The organism is Flagellimonas sp. B-3 (assembly GCF_056857835.1).
This window is the reverse complement of sequence record NZ_JBSXNW010000010.1, coordinates 15200-34360: the sequence shown is the minus strand read 5'-3', so window position 1 is coordinate 34360 and position 19161 is coordinate 15200. Positions and strand designations below refer to the sequence as shown.

The following is a 19161-nucleotide window of genomic DNA, read 5'->3' as shown; positions in this document are numbered from 1 at the left end:
TTTCATTGACCACAGACACTTCTCGGCACCTGTCTTTGCCTACGAACGGGATATATTGCTTTTTGGGATTTTAGTAGAACAGAGAATTACAACAACTAAAGCGCTACACTCTTAAATTATCTTAAATCTTATGCTTTCCTCGATGAAATACAATATTTTTATTGCCAATAAGTTCAGGTCTTAGACAAGATTTTTATGCGGATAAATCTCCATCTCCCCCTTTTTCTACTGTTTTGTTTACAAGCTATCGGGCAATTTAACCCGTTGGTCGTTAAAGACTCCGTGGCCCAAATGGCATGGGTGGAGAACCACTATGCAAACATGACGCTTGAAGAACGGATAGGACAGTTGTTTATGGTGAGCGTTGCATCGAACCAAAGTAAATCCGCAACGGATAGGGTAAGAGACCTTGTCGCATCCGAAGGTATTGGAGGGGTCATCTTTTTAGTGGGGGGACCTGTCCAACAAGCACAATTGACCAACGCATATCAAGCTGCATCCAAAGTGCCATTGCTCATTGGTTCCGATGCCGAATGGGGCATGGCCATGCGTTTGGATTCCACCTACGCTTTTCCGTGGAACATGACCCTGGGGGCAATCCAGGATAGTACCGTTGTGGAAAAGGTGGGGCATCAGATCGGAAAACACGCCAAACGTCTTGGGGTACACATTAATTTTGCCCCGGATTTAGACGTGAACAATAATCCGCAAAACCCCATCATAGGTAACCGTTCTTTTGGCGAAGACCCCAAAAATGTGGCAGAAAAGGGAAGGGCCTTTGTTCGGGGCATGGAAAAAGCAGGCGTACTCACCAGTGGTAAACATTTTCCCGGACATGGCGACACCGCTACCGACTCACACAAATCCTTGCCCATCATCAACTCATCTTTGGAGCGATTGGATTCGATTGAACTGTATCCTTTCAAAGAAGTAATGAGCACTGGATTGAGCTCTACCATGGTGGCCCATTTGGATGTGCCTAGTTTGGAACCAAGGGAGGGACACCCATCAACACTTTCCAAAAACATAGTTACGGAAGTGTTGCAAAACCAATTGGGATTTAAAGGCTTGGTCATCACCGATGCTTTGAACATGAAGGCAGTTTCGGACTTTGCCCCCGAAGGCGAGGTGGAATTGCAGGCCTTTTTGGCAGGGAATGATTTATTGTTGATGCCGGAAAACGTGCTCAAGGCCAAAGAAACTTTCATAAAGGCATATAACAATGGTGTGGTCACGGAGGAAAGATTGGCCAAGTCCGTCAAAAAAATATTGATGGCCAAGTATAAGGCAGGTCTGTACAATTATCGGCCCGTACGTTTGGAAAACCTCCTTGAAGATTTGAACGGCATTGAAAACGATGTGGTTTACGAAGAGGCCATTGAAGCCGCCATTACGGTGGCCAAGAACAATTTTTCGTTGATGCCCATCAAAAAACTGGACAATAAAAAAATTGCATACGTTCATTTTGGTGATGATCCCGGGGCCACTTTCCACGAAGCATTGAACAAATATTACAAAGTAACCCATATCAAGGCCAAGGATATTGCCCAGTATAAAAAGGAGCTGGCGAAGTATAATTTGGTCATCATCGGTTTCCATAAGGACAATTCAAGTCCTTGGAAAGGCTACAAATTTTCAAAGAACGAGCTTTTTTGGCTGGAGGAAATATCCCGTTTGCGGACCAGTAACACCATTTTGGCCCTGTTCGCTAGGCCGTACGCTTTGTTGGATGTCCTCAATTTTGATACTATGGACGGGGTAGTGGTCGGTTATCAGAACAGTACCATTGCACAAGAAAAGGTGGCCGAGCTTATTTTTGGTGCCATTGGGGCATCGGGCAAACTGCCCGTATCGGCCCATGGCGAGTTTCCAGTGGGCACAGGTGTTGATGTTGAGCCCATTCAACGTTTGGGGTACAGTATTCCAGAACGGGTGGGGATGAGCTCCGAACTTTTGGCCGAGGTCGATACCTTGGTACAACATGGACTGGATTCCTTGATGTTTCCAGGGGCACAGGTATTGATTGCCAGAAAGGGAAAGGTTGTCTACGACAAGAATTTTGGTAAACCCACCTATCGATCCAAGGAGCATATCACAGAACAATCTATTTACGACCTGGCTTCGCTAACGAAGATTCTCTCCACCTTGCCCTTGATCATGAAAATGGAGGAAGAGGGGGAGATTGCCCTGAACGATACATTCGGGGAGCTGATTCCCGAATATGCCGATACCGAGTTGAAAGAGGTATCCGTCCTCAAAGCCCTATCCCACTATGGGCGATTGCCTTCCTGGATTGCCTTTTACTTGGATACCTTGAACAAGGACCGAAAGCCATCATCGGAATTTTACAGGCAAAACCCATCGGAGGCATTTCCGTATAAAGTTGCCGAGCATTTATATCTGACCAGGTCATATAAAGATTCCATCTATAGCAGGATTGGCAGACAAAGCCTTAAATCGAACAGGTACCGGTATAGCGATGTGGGCTATTATGTGTTCAAGGAGTATATTGAGGATACCTATAAAAGGCCTATCAACGAATTGATCGATGAGTTCCTGTACAAACCCATGGGGCTGCAACGAACCACCTTTAATCCCTTAAAAAAATTTTCCAAAGAGGAGATAGTTCCTTCCGAAGAGGACGACTATTACAGGTATCAGACGGTGCAGGGCTATGTGCACGATATGGGTGCGGCCATGCAGGGCGGTGTAGGAGGCCATGCAGGACTCTTTAGCACGGCCAATGAGGTGGCAAAGATCATGCAAATGTACTTACAGGGCGGTTACTACGGAGGGGAACGGTTTTTTAACCCCCGTACGGTGAAGCGGTTCAATACCTGCTATTTCTGTAACAAAAATGTGAGGCGTGGCGTTGGTTTTGATAAGCCCCAACTGGAAGAAAAAGGCCCTACCTGTGGTTGTGTGTCCAGGCAGAGCTTTGGCCATAGCGGATTTACGGGAACCTATACCTGGGCCGACCCCGAAGAGGAAATTGTCTATGTTTTTCTGTCGAACAGAACCTACCCGTCTGCAACGAATACATTATTGATCAAATCTGGATTGCGGACACGTATTCAGCAGGCCATTTATGATTCCATTATTAATTAGGTAATAAATAATTGCCTTAGATTTGTCTTATGAAAATAGCGATTGTGTGTTACCCAACCTTTGGCGGTAGTGGTGTTGTTGCCACGGAATTGGGTATTGCCCTTGCAGAGCGGGGCCATGAAGTACACTTTATTACCTACCGTCAACCTGTGCGTTTGGAACTTTTGGGGAACAACATTCATTTTCATGAGGTACACGTACCGGAATATCCTTTGTTCCACTACCAACCATACGAGCTGGCGCTTTCCAGTAAGTTGGTGGATACCATCAAACTGTACGATATTGAACTGTTGCACGTGCATTATGCCATACCACATGCCTATGCAGGTTATATGGCCAAAAAAATGCTCCAGGAATACGGGATCTTTATCCCGATGATCACCACCTTGCACGGAACCGATATTACCTTGGTGGGCAAACACCCCTTTTATAAACCGGCGGTTACCTTCAGTATCAATAAATCGGATGTGGTGACTTCGGTTTCCGAGGCCTTGAAAATGGAGACCTTAAAACTTTTTGATATTGAAAAGGATATTGAGGTGATTCCCAACTTTATCGAGACCACCAAGTACAAGAACAATTATACGGATTGCCAACGCACCATGATGGCAAGGGAAGATGAACGGATCATTACCCATATCAGTAATTTTAGAAAGGTTAAGCGCATCCCCGACGTCATTAAAATATTCCATCAGATCCAAAAAACAATGCCTGCAAAACTCATTATGGTAGGCGAAGGACCCGAAAAGGAAAAGGCGGAAGATCTGTGCGATTCTTTGGGCCTGAAGGACAAAGTGTTGTTCTTGGGCAATAGCAATGAAATTGATCGAATCCTTTGTTTTTCCGATTTGTTCCTGTTGCCTTCGGAAACGGAAAGCTTTGGTTTGGCGGCGCTGGAGGCGATGATCAACAAGGTGGCCGTAATTTCCAGCAACACAGGGGGGATTCCCGAAGTAAACATCGACGGGGTATCCGGTTATTTGGCCAATGTAGGTGATGTGGAGACCATGGCGGCTCGGGCGATAGAGATCTTAAAGGATGATGAAACTTTGGAAAAGTTTAAGGAAAATGCATTCAATGTGGCATCAAAATTTGATATAGTACATGTGCTGCCCTTGTACGAAGACCTTTATGAAAAGGCTTTTAAATCACGCTTTAAAAACACTTTTTAACCATCAGATATATAGTCGTCTTCATAGCATTGATCTGTTTGCTCTCCTGTAGGGCCCAAAAAGAGGGGCATTCCCCTGCGGGCGAAGCAATGGAGGGCATGGTATTGATAGACCATGATGATTTTATCAACATAGATGTATTCGGGGCACGGGTGATCCGGGATGCAAAAGCGTTGCGAAAATTTTATGCTGAAATAAACAAAACCCGTAAACCTGGCCTACCCGTTCCCGTTGTGGATTTTTCCAAAGAGCTGGTAATTTTGGTCTGTTTGGGGGAACAGAAAGGGGATATAATGCCCGTATTGTCCAAATTGAAGGAGACCGACGCGGAAATTTCGATGGCCTTGGAGCTTGTTGAGCAGAAAAAGGAGGAAGCAACCACGGTTCAGGCCACTAATTTTCCCTTTTACCTCTACAAAATGCCATTGGTCGATAAAACCATCACTTTCCAAAGGATTGACCATTAGGACTTTCAAAATATATTTTGCCTCTCATCGAAAATAAGCGCACTTTGAAGTGCAAAGTTTCTTTTTTTAAGGGCTTGCCATAGCTTTGAAGGCGATAAACCTCAAATCGAGTAAAAATGAATATTTCAAAACCTTTGACCCTATTGGTCGTGGCTTTTTTTTCTTTTGCCATGGCCTATGCCCAAGACGTAGAACTGACCAAGAAGGATAGTATTGTACAAAGCTACTGGCTTGTATCGTTGGGAACCAATGTGGTGGATGACTCCGGAGATGAATTTGGAAGGCTTTTTGACATAGGCGATGCATGGAACGCAGTGCCCTATCCGTCCAGGCTTAGTTTTGGCCGTTATTTTAAAAACGGTCTTGGCTTGGAGGCCATAGGCTCTTACAACAAATACAAGGAAGGAAAAATTGTGGACAACAATGTGAATCCAGGAGATGTGGATTATTGGGGGCTTGATTTTAGGGTAAGCTACGATTTAGACATGATTTTGGGACACATGGGTTTTTTTGATCCCTACGTAGGAATTGGTGCGGGGTATACCGATGCCAACAATCAAGGTAGAGGTACATATAACGCTGTTTTAGGGTTTAGGACATGGCTCTCTGACCATTGGGGATTGGATTTCAACTCCACAGGAAAATGGGCCATGGACACGGAAAATGCAACCAATCACATTCAGCATGCAATAGGTGTAGCTTATAGGTTTGATGTAGAAAAAGGACTTTCCAGAAAAGGGGAGGAGAAATTGGCCTTATTGCAGGAAATGGAAAAAGAGCAGCAAAGGGTTCAGGATTCCATTGCCAAAGCCGAAGAAGAAGCAAGATTGCTGGCCGAACGACTTCAAAAAGAAAAAGAGGCCGCTGAACTAGCTGCAGCGGAAAAGGCAAAAAGGGAAGCAGAAGAAGCTAGAAGAGATGCATTGCAGACCAAGATAAACGATTTGGGGAATGTGTACTTTAAGCTCAATTCCTCTTACTTGACTTCAAAAGATAAAGAATTGTTGGATCAGTTGGTCGTCATCATGAACGACGAACCTGGATTGAAAATCAGGGTTACTGCCCATACCGATTCCAGGGGAACGGAAAAGTACAACCAATGGCTTTCGGAGCGAAGGGCAGAGCGTACCGTGGATTATGTGATTACAAAGGGAATATCTGAGGATAGGGTCAGTCATGAGGCCTTTGGGGAAACGCAATTGGTAAACGAATGTGCCGATGGGGTACGTTGTACCGAAGAGCAACATTCGAAAAACAGGAGGTCCGATTTTGAGATAGTCGGGTTCTAGTAAAAAAAGCTAAGCATAAAGTAAAGCCATGGTTGTTGACCATGGCTTTTTTGTTTGTAATTGCATAGCAATTAAGAAGTAATCAACTGGTGATAGGCCTCCAATATAGGTTCGCGCCTAAAATCTTGGATTCGTTGTAAAAGTTTGGGCTTGCATGCCTTCAAAAATTCGGGATGTTGCAACACATAATCCAAGGCCTTTTGCATGCAGGCTACATTGTTTACCGGAGTTAGAATACCATAGTCGGTAAACATGATATCATCGGTTTTGGCCTCTTTCAGTTCCATCATTTCGTCGGGGCCCGATTTGCAATTGGTGCTTACAATGGGCAGGCCACAACACATGGCCTCCATGAGCACGTTGGGGAATCCTTCGTTTAAGGAACCGAACAAAAAGAAATCGGCAGCTTTTAAATATTGGAACGGATTGCTTTCAAAACCCATCAAAAACACTTGTTCTTCCAATCCAAGGTGTTTGATCTTGGCTTCCAGTTGCGACCTAAGTTCACCTTCCCCAAAAATGTAGAGGCGTAGGTTTTTATAAGGGACCACGGCCTCCAACAAAAAGCTGTGGTTTTTTTCTGGAACAAGCCGGCCAATACTGACGGCGTTCACATAATTGGCATCAAAAAAGCCTTCCAATTTTTCAATTTTGTCGATTTTGTCAATATCGATGGGGTTGTATATGGTTTGGGTCCGTTCTTTGGGAACGCCAAAATTATCGACCAAATCCTGGGCACTGGCCTTGGCATTGCTTACCACCAAATCCGCTTTTGGGTATAGGCGTTTCACCAAAAAATTATTGATCCGGGATTGAAGTTCATTGCCCCCATACTGCATGCTCGGAAAGTTGCGTTCGCTGATCATGAGTTTGTAGGGATGATTGGTAAACCAGCGCGCCATTATATTCACGTAGCAGGGGCGCGTTAAAAGGCTGAAGGAATGTGTAATGTTTTTCCTTTTTAAAAAATGCGCATACTTATATGCCAACCATGGGAGCTTTGCCAATTTTAGAATACCGGATTCGTTTTTTTTTGATTTGGCCAAATAATGAATGGGAACCTCTTCGGGAACAGGGTAGGCCAGTTCTTCCTCGGTCAGTACCAAAACCACGGACTGCCCTTTTTTTACCAAATAAGGGAGGAGGTAGGAGGTGACCCTTTCGGCACCGCCCCCGGCCAAGGAGTTGATGAAGATTGAGATATGCTGGTTTTTTTTCAAAACAGGTTTGTTTGTCAATATTTTTGGCTATCTCGATGCTTTTTCAAATAAATTCTCATACTTATTGATTATGCTTTGAGCGGAGTATTTGGACCTCACATGTTTGGCCACCTGATTTGGTTGAAATAATTTTTGATGGTCTATCAAATATGATAGTTTTTCTACAAAATCATTATCATTCTTTACTATGAAACCATTTTCCCCTTGCACTATAATTTCGTTCATACCCCCAGGAGCTTGGTATACCAGGGCAGGTGTCCCAACGGCTAAACTTTCAATAAGTGCGTTCGGAAAACCTTCCAAATATGATCCTTGTAGGTACAAATGGCTTTTTTCAAGAAACTGATACACCTTATCCGTTTTCGGGATGTAATTTATGTTAGCCGAGACATTTTTCTCTTTTGCAAAATCGAAAATATTGTCTTTTTCCCCACCATCTCCGATAATAGTATAGCAATAAGGAATTTTTAATTTTGACAATGCTTTTATTATTCGTTGATGTCCTTTTTGCTTCACTAATCTACCAACGGTTATAAATTGCATTATATCTCCACAGGGAATTGAATCTTTGACCTCGATATCCTCTGCCACCGGATTATTGATCGTAACAATATTTCTATTTTCATATTTTTTAATACTACTCATATCGTTCTTCATATCTTGGGATTGGCATATGAAATAATCGATTCTCCTGTGGGCAATTTTAGATACTATAGCATTAATTCTGTGGAAAGCTTTTTGATCCCAATTATTGAATTTTTTACCGACACTCAACACAAAAGTCTCTCTTGCTATGCAGATAGTTTTCGGAAAAAGGTATGAGACAAGGGCAATATTGTAATTCACATGGGTTAGAGAGCCCATAACTATATCTGGTCTATTAACCCAATATAGTTTTAAGATTTTGAAAAGGGCGAGCCTAACTTTTTTTTGTTTTAAGTATATTACTTCTACGCCTGAGGTGTCAAAGAGTGTATCTTTTTTAAACCCAATTACAACTAATTTAACATCAAATTTATGCTTATCTAGGTTTTTAGCTATAAATAACATTACTCTCTCTGCACCACCAGCGGAAAGACTGGGGATAAAGAACAGAATCTTTTTTTTTGTGTCAACCTTCAATTTTTTGCTGATATCTTTATATATGTTTAATTATTCTTTTGATATCAATTTCTTTTATTTTTTTGGCTGGGGAACCAGCCAATAATATTCCATCTTCGTCAAAAGACTTATTAACCGACGAATTAGCCGCTATGGCTACATTATTTCCAATCGATATATCTCCATATATTTTAACGCCGGGGGCAATATAGACATTGTCACCGATTTGCGGTGCTTGAGGGTTACCCCCAGATGCACCTATGTTAACACAGACTTCCATTCTACAGTTTTTTCCTATTCGTGCCCTACTGTTAACTACAATGGTGCCATAATGAATAATACATAAGCCGGGACCGAATACATTGGGAGGTATTGAATAGCCAAGTTTTAGCGAAAGTTTGTTGAATTTAAAGCGCAAAAAATTTAAATAGATTTTTGATAAAAAACCTTTTTTACAGTTTGTGTAATATTCTAATTTCCTCAATTTTTTTTGAAACTTCCAAGTGGGATTTGGTAGAAGTGCTTGTTTAATTTTCCCCACAAAAGAGCTGGCTACATCACCTCTAGCTAGGGCGTCTTGTTTCAAATAGTAATGGTATTCTTCTTTAGTTGAAATCATATATTTACTAAACATTTTTACCGCACTTCTAGTATAAATTAATTACCTAATCAGTTTCATATTTGTTTATTCCTTAGTGCTCACCTCGATTCTATTGATTCGTCTAATATAAATGTAAATTAAAAGAGCATTGCCTAAATATATAAATGACGTTGCTAATGCTATTCCTTTGATTCCCATTATCTGAATCAAAATATAATTAAATATAATATTTAAAACTAAACTAGCTAAAGAAGAAACAACCAAGAAATTGTTCCTATTGATAGCAGTCAAATACTTGTTCATAACAATGGCCGATATATAAAAAGGAAGTTGAATTAGAAACATTTGTTGAATAACATATACCTGTTCCGTATCCGTTGCGGTAAAGGACCCTCTTTCAAACAGAGTTTCAATGATAAATCTTGACAGAAGAATAAGAAGTATTGCCAATATGCTGAGAATTGCCAATACCGAGCCCAATACTCTATGTAGATATTCGTAAAGTTTTTTCTGACCTTCTGTGGCTTTTTTGGAAAAATAGGGTAAAAGGGTGTTGCCAATAGATACACTTATAAGACTCAATACCACTAGAGGTATTTTATTACCGTAATTAAGAGCGGCAATTGCACCTATTGCCAGTTGGGCCGAAAAGAACTGGTCAACCATTGGTGTTAGCCCCATAATTAATCCTGAGGATATTTTGGCGGGAAACTGTTTAAGCAGAATTTGAATATTCTTGCTTTTTAAATTGGGCCGACTTATATGGATGACTTTTTTCTTGAAACCCGCAACAACGACATATAAAAAACTCAATATGCTTCCGACCAACATTCCCATTGCCAAAGTTTTTTCTTGTAGTTCCTGTTGAAAGAATATTAGAAAAACAATGGTAATTAATGGTACAAAAATAGCATTGATGCTAGAGTGCAAGAATTCGTCATCGACCATAAGCAGACCAGCTACAAGAGAGGTTATGCCCCAAAACAACATACAGGGCAATACGAGCCACAATTGTGCTTTTATAAGTCCGTAATATTGTGCTTCATGCCCCGGAAAAAGCACTTCCAGATAAACATCAATACCCAAATAGGTAATCCCCATCATTAAAAGCGCTAATATAATGGTAATGAAAAAACTGGAACTTTGGAATGCACCCACATCTTGACCTTGTTTCTTTTCCAAGACATAGTTGGGAATAAAAACACTATTATACGAACTTAAAAAAACGTTCTGCACAAAAGTAGGAACTAGCACTGCTATCAAATAGGTGTCCAAAAGTTCAGAGACCCCATAAGTATCAGCTATTATAATTTCTTTAAAAAAACCTATTCCCTTAACCAATAGCGAAACCAAAGCCACCGTAAGTATATTAGAAAATAGTTGACCTTGGAACTTTTTTAACAGGTGAAGAAAGGAGCTTTTTTTTCTCTCTTTTGGCATTATTTCTTAGTGTTGATCAGCCTTAATTAGAGCTATTTCTTGGTTATCTAGTGAGAAACGCCGGAATTGATCGGTATAAGTGTATCTTTTCAATTGAATTGAAATCCACATGAGGATAAAAATGGCATACTCATTAGTCATAAAATTATGATTGGTCATAAAAAAAAGCGCAATACCAGTCATCATTAACAAAGCATAAGGTTTCTCTTTGAACTGCTGATACCCCCTTAAAAATAGCTTGCCTAGAAAAAAAAGAAATACGGAAAAAGGAAGAATTCCACCTTCCCCCCAAATTAAAAGATATGAATTATGAACCCCCCATTTTGTAGGAACTACTCCATGCCCCAGAAATGATCTGTACCCGTTACCAAAAAAAGGATTCTCAAATAAAACATCGTAATAACGAGCCCATGTTTCAGTACGTGAATCTTTGTTCAACTCTTTAATATCATTTTGTTCGGTTCCGTTAATTAAAGCTCCAAGCTGTTCCAAGCGTTCGTTTTTAACCGGCAGAAACTCGTTAAAGGTTACAAGCAAAGTCAGCACTCCAAACCCAATGAGAAGCATTTTGGCGTTTTTTATGCTCAAACGAATGGACATCAGATTTAGTAGCAACCAAGTAATCATAAAGGTTCTGGAAAAAGTAATCAATCCTAAGCCTGTAAAGGATAGCTTGCTAAAGAGCCTGAATGATTTTATTATAGTAAAACTTAAAGCAAACCCCATTAAACAGACCAAACCTCCATTATTGGGATCCATATAAAATCCACTGAAGCGCCCATAATTCTCTATTGGACTGGGAAATAAAAAAATGTTACCTAAAATAGAAAAAGCACCAACCAATAAAAAAAACCAAAGTTCTTTTTGACTAGTTCTTTTCACTACTTCGTAACCTCCCCATATAATAATGAAGTACTTTATTACTGTGACATAGAAAGAGTACAAATCAACTATATATTCTTGGCTGACTAAGATGCTGATTAAAAAATAAAGAGTTCCAAATAATAACAGCTCATAACAGTTTCCTGTTTTTTTATTGAGTATAACATAGGCAAGTAATAAACCATAGGAAGCATAGCTTAACAAAGAGGATAGTGTGCCATTAATGTATACTAGGGTAAATCCTGGTAAGTTCCATAGAATCAGCGCTAAAATAGCATAACGTAGTATGGGAAAAATCTCAGGCTTTGACTCCATTAATCTGTACTTAGTTCTTTAAATAAAGCTTCCCACTTTCTAATAATCTCTGATAAAGTGAACTTTTGCATACTTTGGGGAGCTTTAGTCGCTAAAGCCATCCGTAGCTTGTCATCTTCCAACAAAAGCCTCAGATTATCTTGCATCGATTCGGCATTTTGGTTTTTCACAAGTATTCCATTTACTTGATTTTCAATCAATTCACTTGGTCCAGATACACAATCGTAAGCAATACAGGCCATACCATTGCTTAAGGCTTCCATTAAGCCCATTGGTAGTCCTTCATGTCTTGATGGTAGCACAAATATTTGGGAATTCTGCATAATTTCAAAAACATTAGGACAAAATCCAGCAAATTCAATATGTTGCTCAATTCCTAAGCCATATGCAATATTTTTGAGATGTGGCAACCCTTTTTCTCCTCCCCCTAAAATCCGAAGTGTCCAATCACTGTGTTCTTTTAAAATCGGAGCCACAACTGGCAAGAAAGAATCAAACCCCTTTTGATGGTATCGATTTAAAGAACCTACCAATAGAATCGATTTTTCCCTTTTATTGAAAGGCTTTATTTGACTGGGTATCGTTATAGGATTTGGCATTACTTTTACTTTTGCACCCATCTTTGAAAAGTAATCAACGTCATAATTTGTTAAAACGGTAACAAAGTCAGCAAATCTGTAAAAGTATTTTTGTACAAATAAGTCTTTTTTACTTTTTCTATTGAACGTATGATTGATATGTTCCGAAACGATTACATTGATTTTAAGCAAGAGTCCAACCACTATGGCAATAAAACCATTGGGAGGCATGAAGGAAATCAAAACATCAGGTTTTGGTTCTTGCTTTTTATAAAAACTACACAAATTATAAATAGATCTTAGTTTATGGTTTTTAATGGAACCTTGATGTAGTTTTATCCTTCGTACTTTATTTGATACGGTATATTGATCACCATCGTTGAATGTAATTAACCTTACTTCGTGATTTTCTGCGAGTGCATCTGCTATGGTCACCATAACTCGTTCGGCTCCACCACCGCTCAACCTATCAATGCTGAAGTCTATTCTCATTGGTCTTTAATGTTTAATTTTTCACCAAGTTTGGCGTCCCAAGAATCGGGCTTGAAAGGACCTGTTCCACCGATGTGGTATAAGGTTAACTCACCAAAATAGAGTTTATTGCTGATTAAATACCAGTCGACCCGTAAATACTTGAATTCTTTGGATAAATCCTCAGATAGCTTAATCATCTCGTCCAAACATTTAGGCTTTTCAATGTCCCTAGAATTTTTATTCGAAGAATTTTTAAGCATTTTGGACCACTGATATGGCTGTTTTTGCCATTCTTTGTTGTACCAATTGCGAAAATGTTCTTTGGAACCTCTTGCCATATCCACGCTTATCATTTCTACATTACCATTGAAGCAATGTAGTTTGTAGTCAGCCGGAAAACTTCCAGTGCCATCATCCAGTAGCTTTTCAACAATAATGAGTGGTTTTATATCTTTGTAAACAAGCTCTCTATTATCCCAATAGTAGTTCTGGGACATATTTTTGCGCAACCGAAGTTGAATCTCTTTCCAATTTATTGATTCATTTTTATCCTTCACCACAATTCCTCCGGAACTATCGTGGTTTGTTTTTATAATTACCGGATAATCAGGAAGATTTTTGGGAACAATATCCTTAGGGTTGGATGTGACAAAAGCGAGTGGTATTAGGTATTCGTTTCCGATTTTCTCTTCTATATACTTTCTAACCTCATACTTGTCTGCTAACTTACTTCCAATAGGGTTGTTGTAATTGAGTTTTAACCAATTGATTTTTTCATTTAAGGTTGTTGGGTTTTCTAAATCAAGTTCGTAACCCAAATTCTTTTTAAACCGTTGTTGGGTAAATTTTTCTGGGGAAAGGTATTTCTTATGCAAGAAAAAGTAATAAATACCAGCAATGGGGGTTAATACTAAAAAACCTATCTCACTTTTTTGGTAAAACCTCCTTAAAAAACTTTTCATTTCCCAGTTTTGAAAGGCAAAGATTGATTTTTTAGTATTAGTATCAAAAAAAGCTGTTCAAAGAAACAGATTAATCGATATCCGAACTATTTAAAAAAGGAATTCTTAAATTTTTTTTTAACAACCACTTAGTTTACAATTAAAGAATAAAGAAATTCTTCGATATTAGTATACCCATTACCATTTTCATCACCAGATGGTTTTGCGGATAAATCTCCATATGTGCGAATTTCCCATTCATCCGACATACCATCTCCATCTGTGTCATAACTTTGAGGACGTGACACATTGTTGATATCGGGGACTCCCCCAGCATCAGCCGTGGAGGTGTGTTCTCTTGTTCCTGATGAATTAATGAAATCATCCAGTAAAGTTGCTGCTATTTCATCAGGAAAAAGTACACTTGCTCCCAAATCGTATAGAAGTGTATTTACAACATCAGAACTAGGTAGGGGCTCATAACTGCTCGCAGCTACTCTATGGGCTTGGTTCGCTGATTTCCAATTATCATTCATTGTGTCATAATCTGAATATCCAATCTGGATATTGTCAGATTGGTGTATCAAACCATCAGTAATAAGACCATCAGGATTTTCATATTTATTATTTAAGAAAACATGGTCTGATTGACTCGGGGGAAAGTCTTGGTCACCTTTAAACACATTACCAACGGAATCAAATTCTGAATCACCAAAACTTACTGTTACTGCCCTATTATAGTTGTATAAAATATTGTTTACAAATTCCAAACCAGTACTTCCATCTCCATAGGTGTGATTTGGTACTCTGTTGCCTGAATTAAAGAAGCCATTTCTTATAACAGAAATGTTGGTTAACTCTTTTCCAATAAGCATAGCATAATTATACTCCCCAATACCATCAGAATTCAAGCAGTTTTGGATAGTCACATTTTGTACCTTTGCATTTGTTGCACCTTGCGAATTGCCGCCAATTGCCATGTTTTCGTCAGTGCCTAAGGAAACATCACAGTGATCTACAATAATATTTTTCATTATGGTGTTGGACGTTGTATTGATTATCCTAATACCATCAACATTTCCATCTGTGTCATCAGCTACTCGAATTCTTAAAAACCTAACGATTACTTCTGAAGCCCTTATTCCGAACGTATGTCCCTTTATAGTAATTCCGGGGCTAGGAGCAGTTTCTCCTGCTATAGTAATATAAGGGTCAGATATATAGTGTTCCCTTGTCCATTCTATTTCACCTCCAACATCAAAAACAACGATTCGTGGACCTGATGCTTTCATGGCAGAGACCAAACTGCCTGGACCATCTTCATTTAAATTGGTAACATGAATAATTTCTCCACCTCTCCCTCCTATTGTATTTTCACCATATCCGTAGGCTGATGGGAATGCTTTTAACGCTCCCATGTCCGCAGTTCCATATTGGGTGTTTACGACCACGGTGGCCTTTTTTTCATATTTGTTTTGACTACCTTTTCCTCGTACCTCCACGGTATAGGTAAATTCGTCGCTTACCATACCATTGTTACCGACCTTGTTGGCAGATTCCGGTTTTGGTGAATAGGTTATGGTATTATCCTCGTTGAGGCTTATGTCGCCTTCCAGGGCATCGGAAACCGCCACAATTTGAAAGCTTTCCAAATCTTGGGAAGGAATACTGTCATTTTTCAACACATCCAAGATAGCTGATTCCACAGCTCCGGAAATGGTGAATTCATCATTGTTTACACTAAAAGATACTGAGTTTATGAGCTCGCCATCCTCAGTTGTTTCTTCTTCAATTTGGTTTTGAATCGTTTCATCGAACAAATCACTGTCCTTACTACACGAAGAAAGCGTCAGGGAAATAAAAAGCAATAAAAGACTCACGTACGAAATGGTTTTGTGGGATGCCATTTAGAATAAAGAGGTTAAGTGGTTAAAAACTATATTTCCGACTTGGGAAACAAATCTAATTTAATTGTATGTTTTATCGACGTAAAACTATTTTTTTTCGATGAAATGCACTTTCTAATCCATTGATTCTCTGTACTTATTTATTTTTTCGATGAAAATCGGTTTTAATCAGGTGAAATACATTATAAACGTTTGTGTTACGTCGGCAATGCTTTTTTGGATGTGCAAAGCATTGATTATCGATGAAATACACTCTTTTTTAACATTCGACAGCACTTTTTATGAATATGTTCACACTGGCTAGAAAATTTGAATAATTTGCCTTTAATGTACAATGGTGTAAAAAAGGGTTGTAAAAGACACAGGAAGAAAAAAACCTTTTTGATCTATCTGGCTCCGACCAATTGTCGACCGAAGCGTGAGACCATTAAAAAATGTCCTAAAGCAAATGAAATTGTAAAAGAAAAAATAAAGGCAAACAATACAACATATATACCATTTAGATTGATTAGGGTTTCCCACCTGAATAGTATCATCAATACGGGTTGATGAATTAAATATATGTAATAGCTACTGTTGTTGATTTTGGAAATCAAGGGATTGCGTTTGAAAAAACCTGCCTTTCCCAATTTTGAAAAAGCCAAATATGTAAATATTATAGATAATATTCCCAATGGTAATTTTATATATCCAGCAATAAGGTTTGCAATTAATAGTGAATCAATATTTTCTATCAACAATGGGGAAAGAAAGAAAAGCAATAAATGACTTAAAAAGAACCATATAAATTTTCCTTCTAGCTTTTTCGATATTATTGTATTGTTGGTATGGAAAAAATAGCCCACATAAAAGAAAACTCCGTATTGAAAAGCCTTGGAAATGGGAATTAGACCCAGCTTAGAGAATATAGGGAAAAGTATGTATAAAAACGACACGATGAGAACACCTGTAAAAGGCTTCTTCTTAAAATAATCTTCGAAAGGATAAAAAATGAGGAATACAGTAAAAATCATTGTGAGAAACCAAAGATGCCCCGTAGCACCACCAAAAAATTCTGAAACAAAACCTTTAAGGCTTGTTATGCCCATAATGAAAACAATATATAGCGGTGCGAAGATGAAATAAGGTTTTATTAAGCGGTTGAACTTTTTTTTGAATAAGATTTTATATGTCGGGTATTTCTTTAGGTTGTTTCTTAAATAACTGAACAAAAGACCGGAAATAAAGACAAAGAGAGGCATTGAAATCGAAGAAATATAACGTCCCAAAATATCAAGATAGTGTGAATAATGGTAGTATTCACTAATTGACCAAGCGCCAGTATATGGAGAAAAACAGTGCCTCAAGACTACTATACTTATTGCAAATACCCTTAGCAAATCCAAATGCTCAATACTTGAAACGCTTTTATTCCTATTTACAGCTAAGTTGTCTTTTTCAGAATGCTTCAAAACAGATTATTTGATATGTTAACAGTTAATTAAAAATATGAATTGTACCAATCCACAAATTCTTTTACTCCCTTTTCAATGGGTGTATCGGGTTTGTAGTCGTAGTCTCTTATCAGGTCGTTCACGTCTGCCCAAGTACTCTCCACATCACCGGGTTGGATGGGCATTAAATTTCGTTTGGCAGGTGTATCCAAGGAGGACTCAATGGCATCAATAAAATCCGTAAGCTTTACCTGTTTGTTGTTGCCTATATTATAAATCTTATAAAGTTCGTCCTTTCGTTTGCTTTCCGCTACGGGGGTTTCTATAATTTTGCCCATTCCCCCGACAATATCATCCACATAGGTAAAGTCCCTGGCCATATTGCCATAGTTGAACACATTGATGGGCTCGCCCTTTTTTATGGCATCCACAAAGAGGAACAGGGCCATGTCCGGTCTGCCCCAAGGGCCATAAACGGTAAAGAACCGAAGCCCGGTAGTGGGCAGTTGGTACAAGTGGCTGTAGGTATGTGCCATAAGCTCGTTGCTCTTTTTGGTGGCGGCATAAATACTAATGGGTCTATCCACGGTGTCTTCCGTGGAGAATGGAATTTTTTCGTTCAATCCGTAAACGCTGGAGCTACTGGCATACACCAAGTGCTTCACCTTGCCATGTCGGCAGCATTCCAATAAATTGGCAAAACCCACCACATTGCTCTGGATGTATGCATCGGGATTTTCCAAACTATAACGTACTCCGGCCTGGGCTCCCAGATTACAGACTACATCGAAGGTGTTTTCTTGAAACAGCCGATCCAAACCTTGGCGGTCGGCCAGGTCGAGTTTTATGAACTTCATTTGCTCACCATGCAATGTGCTTGAGGATATTTGTCCGTCCACTTCTGCTTTGGCCCTTGGAATGCCCAGTTGCTGTATACGGGCATATTTTAACCCAACATCATAATAATCGTTGATATTGTCCATACCAATTACGGTATGTCCGTTTTTGATCAGAAGCTCACAAAGGTGGTATCCTATAAATCCTGCTGCCCCGGTTACTAAGATGTTCATTGGTTATTTTTTATAAATTCGTATTGCTATATATTATTTCGCTGAGTTTTTCTTTAAAATATCCTCGATATATTTTTCGGTCGAGGCTGCCATTTGGTGTGTTGAGAAGGTTTCCAAAAAGGTTTTTCTTGAATTCTTGCCCAACTCCGCTATCAGTTTTCTATCCCGTATCAAATGAGAGAGTTTTTCTGCCAAATGCTCGGGATTTTCCTTTGGAATTAAATAACCATTGTAGCCGTCCCTCACCATTTCATGAACCCCGCCCACATCCGAAGCTACTATGGGAACTCCTACGGACATGGCCTCACATATAGAAAGGGGGAGCCCCTCAAACCTAGAGGTAAGCACAAATATATCCGACTTGTTCAAAAATGAGGGGATATCGTTGCTTTCACCATGAAAGGTGATCAAATGGTCGATCTTCATTTTCTTGGACAGGCTCACAAATTCTTGGTGCAAATCCCCATGGCCCACCAAATCTACTTGAATTGGTACATCTTTTAAGGTTTGTAACGCCTTAAACAAGGTCATGTGATCCTTTTGATATGAAAAACGGGCCGTCATTAATAGGGTAATCGGGTCTTCCTTTGCTTCTTTCCGTTCTTCTTTTAAAAAGTCTGGACTTCCGTTATAAATCACCCGCATTCTGGATTCGGGGACTATGCCGTGCTTTGAGGCCAAATTGAAATCAAATGCCGAAACAGTGATCAAATGGTCGGTAAACCTGCCCATCACTTTTTCAATGGCCATGTACATATATCGCTTAAGCCCCTTTACCCCGGGCGTAAACGACCAACCATGGACTGTAAAAATGTTGGGCATTCCTATTTTATGACAAGCAAGTCGGCATAAAATTCCCGCTTTGGATGAATGTGAGATTACAATATCCGGTGCTTCCTGTTTCAATAATTCGCAGATGGTCTTGTAGCATTTAAAGTCGTTTATGGGCGAAATTTCCCTTTTAAGACTTGGTATGCAGGTAACCTTTACGTTGAGTGCTTCAAGCCGTTTGGTCAAAGTACCCTCTTGTCCGACCATTACCTGAACCTCATGACCGCTTTTGACCATGGCTTCCGTATTATTGAAAAGCACCATTTGAGCTCCACCAATTGGTTCGCTAAGTGTTATAACCTGAATTATCTTCATTTGCCCAAAAGGTGTGT

General features: G+C 39.5%; 15 protein-coding genes. 4 read left to right on the top strand and 11 right to left on the bottom strand.

Annotation, left to right across the window (positions count from 1 at the left end; translation table 11 throughout):
- The first annotated feature begins 195 nt into the window (after window positions 1-195).
- The 4 genes from AC13CS_RS00850 to AC13CS_RS00835 all read left to right on the top strand — a co-directional run bounded on the left by AC13CS_RS00850 (window position 196) and on the right by AC13CS_RS00835 (window position 6036).
- The gene (locus AC13CS_RS00850) at window positions 196-3108 is read left to right on the top strand and encodes a serine hydrolase domain-containing protein (protein WP_482888313.1); all 2913 of its coding nucleotides are present in this window, start codon (window positions 196-198) and stop codon (window positions 3106-3108) included.
- A 29-nt stretch (window positions 3109-3137) separates the two neighbouring features.
- Window positions 3138-4280 (top strand): N-acetyl-alpha-D-glucosaminyl L-malate synthase BshA, encoded by a 1143-nt coding sequence (gene bshA / locus AC13CS_RS00845; protein WP_482888312.1) that lies wholly within the window; start codon window positions 3138-3140, stop codon window positions 4278-4280.
- 38 nt (window positions 4281-4318) lie between these two features.
- Window positions 4319-4747 carry a hypothetical protein gene (locus AC13CS_RS00840; protein ID WP_482888311.1) on the top strand — a complete coding sequence of 143 codons (429 nt, stop codon included), beginning with the start codon at window positions 4319-4321 and terminating at the stop codon, window positions 4745-4747.
- 116 nt (window positions 4748-4863) lie between these two features.
- Window positions 4864-6036: an OmpA family protein gene (locus AC13CS_RS00835; RefSeq protein ID WP_482888310.1), complete on the top strand. Its 1173-nt coding sequence runs from the start codon at window positions 4864-4866 to the stop codon at window positions 6034-6036.
- A gap of 71 nt (window positions 6037-6107) precedes the next feature.
- On the opposite strand, the gene AC13CS_RS00830 is transcribed toward AC13CS_RS00835, so the two are convergent.
- The 11 genes from AC13CS_RS00830 to AC13CS_RS00780 form a co-directional block, all read right to left on the bottom strand.
- A complete protein-coding gene (locus tag AC13CS_RS00830) occupies window positions 6108-7256 on the bottom strand; it encodes a glycosyltransferase (protein WP_482888309.1) in 1149 nt (382 codons plus the stop codon).
- 27 nt (window positions 7257-7283) lie between these two features.
- Window positions 7284-8378, bottom strand: coding sequence for a glycosyltransferase (locus tag AC13CS_RS00825; protein WP_482888308.1), 1095 nt, complete (start codon window positions 8376-8378; stop codon window positions 7284-7286).
- Window positions 8379-8394: 16 nt separating this feature from the next.
- Window positions 8395-8976 carry a serine O-acetyltransferase gene (locus AC13CS_RS00820; protein WP_482888307.1) on the bottom strand — a complete coding sequence of 194 codons (582 nt, stop codon included), beginning with the start codon at window positions 8974-8976 and terminating at the stop codon, window positions 8395-8397.
- Between the two features lie 66 nt (window positions 8977-9042).
- On the bottom strand, window positions 9043-10398 hold the full coding sequence (gene murJ, locus AC13CS_RS00815) for a murein biosynthesis integral membrane protein MurJ (RefSeq protein WP_482888306.1): 1356 nt from the start codon (window positions 10396-10398) through the stop codon (window positions 9043-9045).
- A gap of 6 nt (window positions 10399-10404) precedes the next feature.
- A complete protein-coding gene (locus AC13CS_RS00810) occupies window positions 10405-11595 on the bottom strand; it encodes an O-antigen ligase family protein (RefSeq protein ID WP_482888305.1) in 1191 nt (396 codons plus the stop codon).
- Window positions 11595-12665, bottom strand: a complete 1071-nt coding sequence (locus AC13CS_RS00805; protein ID WP_482888304.1) for a glycosyltransferase family 4 protein — start codon at window positions 12663-12665, stop codon at window positions 11595-11597. The genes AC13CS_RS00810 and AC13CS_RS00805 overlap by 1 nt, the downstream gene beginning before the upstream one ends.
- On the bottom strand, window positions 12662-13609 hold the full coding sequence (locus AC13CS_RS00800; protein ID WP_482888303.1) for an ATP-grasp fold amidoligase family protein: 948 nt from the start codon (window positions 13607-13609) through the stop codon (window positions 12662-12664). Before AC13CS_RS00800 ends, AC13CS_RS00805 begins: the two co-directional genes overlap by 4 nt.
- A 128-nt stretch (window positions 13610-13737) precedes the next feature.
- On the bottom strand, window positions 13738-15495 hold the full coding sequence (locus tag AC13CS_RS00795) for an Ig-like domain-containing protein (RefSeq protein ID WP_482888302.1): 1758 nt from the start codon (window positions 15493-15495) through the stop codon (window positions 13738-13740).
- A gap of 386 nt (window positions 15496-15881) precedes the next feature.
- Complete coding sequence (locus AC13CS_RS00790; RefSeq protein WP_482888301.1) at window positions 15882-16946, bottom strand: acyltransferase; 1065 nt, start codon at window positions 16944-16946, stop codon at window positions 15882-15884.
- A gap of 29 nt (window positions 16947-16975) precedes the next feature.
- Complete coding sequence (locus AC13CS_RS00785) at window positions 16976-17998, bottom strand: NAD-dependent epimerase (RefSeq protein ID WP_482888300.1); 1023 nt, start codon at window positions 17996-17998, stop codon at window positions 16976-16978.
- Between the two features lie 33 nt (window positions 17999-18031).
- A complete protein-coding gene (locus AC13CS_RS00780) occupies window positions 18032-19144 on the bottom strand; it encodes a glycosyltransferase family 4 protein (protein WP_482888299.1) in 1113 nt (370 codons plus the stop codon).
- Between the last annotated feature and the right edge of the window lie 17 nt (window positions 19145-19161).

Bases quoted from the DNA above. Each gene is read 5' to 3' on its own strand.
- AC13CS_RS00805 (WP_482888304.1), bottom strand. From the start codon at position 12,665: ATGAGAATAGACTTCAGCATTGATAGGTTGAGCGGTGGTGGAGCCGAA.
- AC13CS_RS00810 (WP_482888305.1), bottom strand. From the start codon at position 11,595: ATGGAGTCAAAGCCTGAGATTTTTCCCATACTACGTTATGCTATTTTA.
- AC13CS_RS00820 (WP_482888307.1), bottom strand. From the start codon at position 8,976: ATGATTTCAACTAAAGAAGAATACCATTACTATTTGAAACAAGACGCC.
- murJ (WP_482888306.1), bottom strand. From the start codon at position 10,398: ATGCCAAAAGAGAGAAAAAAAAGCTCCTTTCTTCACCTGTTAAAAAAG.
- AC13CS_RS00850 (WP_482888313.1), top strand. From the start codon at position 196: ATGCGGATAAATCTCCATCTCCCCCTTTTTCTACTGTTTTGTTTACAA.
- bshA (WP_482888312.1), top strand. From the start codon at position 3,138: ATGAAAATAGCGATTGTGTGTTACCCAACCTTTGGCGGTAGTGGTGTT.
- AC13CS_RS00795 (WP_482888302.1), bottom strand. From the start codon at position 15,495: ATGGCATCCCACAAAACCATTTCGTACGTGAGTCTTTTATTGCTTTTT.
- AC13CS_RS00800 (WP_482888303.1), bottom strand. From the start codon at position 13,609: ATGAAAAGTTTTTTAAGGAGGTTTTACCAAAAAAGTGAGATAGGTTTT.
- AC13CS_RS00785 (WP_482888300.1), bottom strand. From the start codon at position 17,998: ATGAACATCTTAGTAACCGGGGCAGCAGGATTTATAGGATACCACCTT.
- AC13CS_RS00835 (WP_482888310.1), top strand. From the start codon at position 4,864: ATGAATATTTCAAAACCTTTGACCCTATTGGTCGTGGCTTTTTTTTCT.
- AC13CS_RS00780 (WP_482888299.1), bottom strand. From the start codon at position 19,144: ATGAAGATAATTCAGGTTATAACACTTAGCGAACCAATTGGTGGAGCT.